A 5,356-nucleotide genomic window follows, 5' to 3' on the forward strand; every position below is an offset into this window, starting at 1 on the left:
GCATCCCTGGCGTTATCAGAGTGAAGGACGCCGTAAATACGTCCCTGTAGGCTTGGCGGCAGCATCCCTGCTGCCGACACCTCAAGCCACAAGGACGTGGCGAATGCAGAAAACGCAGGGAGCAGTTTTCTGCCACTCTAAACAACCTGTCCTGGCTTGATATTGTCCCGTTTTAAGTTGGTAGCCGGTTTAAATTAAGAAGGTTAGCGTAGCGCTAACCCCAAGCAATGCTTAAGCCTTTTTGACAAATTGGGATTTTAATTGCATAGCGCCTATGCCGTCGATTTTGCAATCAATGTCATGATCGCCGTCTATCAGACGGATATTTTTGACTTTAGTACCTACTTTAACGACTAACGAAGAGCCTTTAACTTTTTAAGTCTTTGATAACAGTTACCGTATCGCCATCAGTCAATGTATTGCCATTAGCATCCTTAATTACACGTGCGCCACTCGCTTCAGAGGGTGCGTCCATGGGCCATTCATAACCGCATTCGGGGCATATAAATAAGTTATTGTCTTCGTAACAATAATCAGAACTGCATTGAGGGCAGGTAATCGAATCGCTCATGGTTTTCCTAGTTAGTGTATGGTGAAAATGTCGCAATGATAAGCTAACTACAATGCCAGAGTGCATTATTTTCTGCAATGGGTTTACAACGTTATTGATTGCTCATTTTAAATAGCGCGCTACAATGCACTATACGCGTTAAAACTTTGGGTTAGCACTTTATGAACAATTTTACTACCGCAGGCTTGTGCGATTTATATGCTCATACGCCACATTTTCAAATTGCTGAACCTTTGTTTCAAACATTTGGCAGTAAAGCAGCCTTTAGCGGTTTGATAACAACATTAAAAGTCTATGAAAACGACGAGTTAATCGCCGACGTGCTGAGCGAACCTGCGATGAATCGGGTATTAGTCGTTGATGGCGGCGGCTCTCACCATTGCGCGCTCGTGGATGCGAAATTAGCAGGCCTCGCAGTAGCGAATGGTTGGCAAGGCTTATTAATTTATGGTTGTATTAGAAATAGCGCTGAGATTGCTGAATTACCGATAAGCATTAAAGCGTTGCACGCTTATCCCAAAAACGCTCATAAACGCGATTATGGTGAGCGCGACGTGCTCATTACCTTTGCGGGAGTTAATTTCCGCAAAGACCATTATTTATATGCCGATGCTGACGGAATTATCGTGTCCGAAACAGTATTGAGTTAAAATAACTCTCATTTAACCTACTAAACTACTCAAGATATGCAAATCGTACTCGCTAACCCTCGTGGCTTTTGCGCCGGTGTAGACCGTGCCATTGAAATTGTTGACCAAGCCTTAGAAACGTTTGGCGCGCCTATTTATGTTCGTCATGAAGTCGTACATAACCGAACAGTGGTTAATGGCTTAAAAGAAAAAGGCGCTGTATTCGTAGAAGATGTATCCGATGTACCGGTTGGCTCGCATTTGATTTTTAGCGCGCATGGCGTGTCCAAACAAGTTCAGCAAGAAGCTAAACAGCGAGAGCTAACTGTGTTTGATGCGACCTGTCCGTTAGTAACGCGGGTGCATTTACAAGTTGCTAAACATGCTAAAGCGGGCCGAGAAGTGATTTTAATTGGGCACGCGGGTCATCCTGAAGTTGAAGGCACGATGGGGCAATACGAAAAATGCACTGATCAAGGCGGGATTTATTTAGTCGAAACGCCTAGCGACGTTGAACAATTAACGGTTAATAACCCTGAAAATTTAGCCTATGTGACCCAGACTACGTTGTCGATTACCGATACGCAAATCATGGTTGATGCGTTACGTAAAACGTTTCCCATCTATTCAAGACCAAAAGAAAGACGATATTTGTTACGCCACGCAAAACCGTCAAGATGCGGTACAAGAACTGGCTAAAACCGCTGATGCTATTTTAGTAGTAGGCTCTCCGAATAGCTCTAATTCTAATCGCTTGCGTGAAATCGCTGAACAGCTAGGTAAACCCGCTTATTTAATCGATACCGCCGATGACATGCAGGCAGATTGGTTTGACGGGATTAATGTTGTCGGGGTCACGGCTGGCGCGTCAGCACCAGAAGTGTTAGTCCAAGCAGTGATTAATCGTTTGAAAGATTGGGGTGGTCAGTCTACGGTTGAAATTCAAGGAATTGAAGAAAAAAGTTGTATTCTCGTTACCTAAAGGCTTAAAACGCTAAGACTGTGGCAGACGCGTTAGAAGCTATCCGTTTAGATAAATGGCTGTGGGCAGCGCGGTTTTTTAAAACCCGCAAGCTCGCAGCCGAAGCTATTGCGGGAGGTAAAGTTCATGTCAATAAGCAACGCGTCAAGCCCGGTAAAGAGATTCGGGTCGGTACAGAGCTTAGTATTAGCAAAGATGTTTACCGCTGGGAGATTACCGTTACGGCATTAACAAGCCAGCGTCGTAGCGCTAAAGATGCCGTGTTCTTGTATGAAGAATCTCAAGAAAGCCACGACAAGCGCCAACAACAAATCATAGAGCAAAAACAACTACGCGAGTTATTGCCATTTCACGGTATCGATCATAAACCCAATAAAAAAAGAACGGCGTTTGATTCATCGGTTTAAGCAAGGTTAAGTTCTTTGCCGCATCCGTTCAAAGGGTATGAAAAAAATAAAAACAATAAAACAAGAGAGGAGCACAATATGAAAACCACGCATCACGGCGGCTGCCCGCACGATTGTCCTGATACCTGTTCTATGGTGTTTGAAGTTGAAGATGGTAAATTAACTGGCGTAAAAGGCAACTCAGAGCATCCGTTGACGCGCGGTGGTTTATGCGTAAAACTTAAAGATTACGAAAAACGCCATTACCATCCCGACCGTTTGCTCTATCCTATGCGCCGTAGCGGCCCTAAAGGCAGCAAGCAGTTTGAACGTATTGGCTGGGATGAGGCGTTAGATGAAATCGTTAGCCGCTGGCAAGCCATTATTGCTGAACATGGCCCGCAAGCGATTGTGCCGTATAGCTATTTGGGCAACCAAGGCTTAGTGCATGGTTTAAATGGTGGCGATGCGTTTTTCAACCGTTTGGGCGCTACGGTTACCGAGCGCACGTTTTGCGGCGAAGGTTCTAGTACCGCATGGTTATTGACCATTGGCCCAACGGCTGGCGTTGACCCTGAAAGTTTCATCCACTCAAAATACATTATCATTTGGGCCTGCAACTCGGTTAGCACCAACTTACACCATTGGCATATCGTCAAAGAAGCGCAGAAAAAAGGCGCGAAAGTCGTCGTCATTGATGCTTATGCCTCCAAAACGGCTAAAGAAGCCGATTGGCATATTGCGCCTAAACCGGGTACCGACGGCGCATTGGCCATGGCGATGATTCATACGATTATCGAAGAAGGCTTGCTCGATCAAGATTATGTTGATAACTACACGCTTGGTTTCGACGAACTTAAAGACCGCGCTAAAACGCGCACGCCGGAATGGGCAGAAGCGATTACAGGCATTCCTGCCCACACCATACGCACTTTAGCGCGTGAATATGCCAGTACCCACCCCGCTGCGATTCGCATAGGGGTAGCCTTAGAGCGCCATCATGGCGGTGGTCAAACTGTTCGCGCCGTCAGTTGCCTACCGGCATTAACAGGCGCGTGGCGGCATGTCGGCGGTGGTGCGCTGCAATTCCCCGTGTGGGAGCATCCGTATAAATTCGATGTGATTTGTCGCCCTGATTTAATCCCCGAAGGCACGCGCGTCATCAACGCTTTACAAATCGGTCGCGCTTTGACCGACCAACCACCCGCCGGTGCGCCGATTAAATCCCTGATGTGTTGGAACGCTAATCCCGTCACGCAAGCACCGGAAACCGATAAAATCGTCCAAGGTTTGCTAAACGAAGATTTGTTTATGGTTTCGGCGGAGCATTTTATTTCTGACACGGCTTTGTACGCTGACATTTTGCTACCTGCGGCAATGGGAGCAGAAATGGAAGACATGATTTTATCGTGGGGGCATTTGTATTTGACGTACAACGAAAAATGCGTCGAAGCACCCGGTGAAGCGATTCCTAATAATGAAATCTTCCGCCGCTTGGCGGCGCGGTTCGGTTTTACTGAGGAAAATTTTCAATGGTCTGATAGCGAATGTTTGGAGCATTACGTCGATTGGAATGCCCCGGCGTGTGACGGTATTGACCTGGTGTATTTACGCGAACACGGCTTTGCTCGCTTGAAAGTTGGCACTAAAGACGACCGCGCACCCCATAAAAACGGCAATTTCCCAACGCCTTCGGGCCGTTGCCAACTCAAAGCTGAAGGCGCGACTAACTTTGTCGCTGGCCCGTTCCGGCAAATGTACGATGGCTTTCAATCCGGCGAAGCGTTAGACCCGTTGCCTGATTATGTGCCACCTAGAGAAGCGGCTGCCACCAATGCTGAATTAGCAGACAAATTCCCACTCAGTATTATTTTACCCAAAAGCCACGGTTTTTTAAATTCCTGCTACGCCAATATGGAGCAAAAAATTAAAGGCCAAGGCGAGCAGTTTGTGTTGATAAATGCGCTTGATGCTGAGGCACGAGGTATCCATGACGGCGATAAGGTGAGGGTGTTCAACAACCGTGGAGGCTTTGAAGGTCAAGCCCGCATTACTGATGATGTCAATGCCGGCTTAATCGTCGCCACGCTTGGCTACTGGCGGCAACTGAATACCGGCACTGTTAACAGCATCAGCTCGGCAGAGTTTTCTAATATGGGCCATGCGCCGTCGTTTTCGGATAATTTGGTACAGGTTGTTGCGGCGTAAAAGTTGGAGGAATAGAGCGCGTAAAACTTTTGGATTTTTACCTAAACCGGCGCACTAAGTTATGGTTGACGCATTCGCTCCATAAATGGCAATGCTGGGTAATCGTGTCGGGAAGCCGTGAGGTGTTAATCAAATCCGGTTGCGGGTCTTTCAAGCTAGAAGCTGCAAAAAGCAACTCTTGATAACCATAGATAGATTTGTAATTGGAACAGCCGAAACGGATAAGCATAAATGATGAAAATATGGCTTTAAAATGACTTGTGATTGATGGTTTTACACTTTTTTGTGAAAAAATTCGAGTTGTAAGGTGGTTTGGTGCGCTTTATTGTAAATTCACAATACGAATTTGCTGTACATAAACAACCGCCCGCTCATGGGATATAGCAATTATGAGGTTTGATTGATGGCACTTAGCCATACAACATTAGGCTACCCACTTAAGCCGGGACAGGTCATTCGGCAACTGCTCCTGCGTTGCTAAACCACAGGGATGTGGTGAATGCAGAAAACGCAGGAGCGGTTTTCTGTCTACTACACGCCATCCCTGGCGTTTATCAGAGTGAAGGACGCCGATAAATAC

At 46.5% G+C, this 5,356-nt stretch carries 4 protein-coding genes and 2 pseudogenes; 4 read left to right on the forward strand and 2 right to left on the reverse strand.

Going from position 1 to position 5,356, the window contains the following annotated elements:
- Positions 1-231 precede the first annotated feature (231 nt).
- Positions 232-571 (reverse strand): annotated as a pseudogene (locus tag VZ94_RS16720) (zinc ribbon domain-containing protein YjdM).
- A 161-nt stretch (positions 572-732) separates the two neighbouring features.
- Here VZ94_RS16720 and rraA point away from each other — a divergent pair.
- The 4 genes and pseudogenes from rraA to VZ94_RS16740 all read left to right on the forward strand — a co-directional run bounded on the left by rraA (position 733) and on the right by VZ94_RS16740 (position 4,776).
- Positions 733-1,221, forward strand: a complete 489-nt coding sequence (rraA, locus tag VZ94_RS16725) for a ribonuclease E activity regulator RraA (RefSeq protein ID WP_045780095.1) — start codon at positions 733-735, stop codon at positions 1,219-1,221.
- A 36-nt stretch (positions 1,222-1,257) separates the two neighbouring features.
- Positions 1,258-2,198, forward strand: a pseudogene (gene ispH / locus VZ94_RS16730) (4-hydroxy-3-methylbut-2-enyl diphosphate reductase).
- A 4-nt stretch (positions 2,199-2,202) separates the two neighbouring features.
- Positions 2,203-2,589 (forward strand): RNA-binding S4 domain-containing protein, encoded by a 387-nt coding sequence (locus VZ94_RS16735; RefSeq protein WP_338040479.1) that lies wholly within the window; start codon positions 2,203-2,205, stop codon positions 2,587-2,589.
- Positions 2,590-2,667: 78 nt separating this feature from the next.
- Positions 2,668-4,776, forward strand: coding sequence for a molybdopterin-containing oxidoreductase family protein (locus VZ94_RS16740; protein ID WP_045780096.1), 2,109 nt, complete (start codon positions 2,668-2,670; stop codon positions 4,774-4,776).
- A gap of 37 nt (positions 4,777-4,813) precedes the next feature.
- Here the strand turns inward: VZ94_RS16740 and VZ94_RS27200 are convergent, their stop codons facing one another.
- Positions 4,814-5,005, reverse strand: coding sequence for a hypothetical protein (locus VZ94_RS27200; protein WP_204369192.1), 192 nt, complete (start codon positions 5,003-5,005; stop codon positions 4,814-4,816).
- Positions 5,006-5,356 lie beyond the last annotated feature (351 nt).

Origin of the sequence: Methylocucumis oryzae, assembly GCF_000963695.1 — a bacterium.
GTDB classification, from domain to species: domain Bacteria; phylum Pseudomonadota; class Gammaproteobacteria; order Methylococcales; family Methylomonadaceae; genus Methylovulum; species Methylovulum oryzae.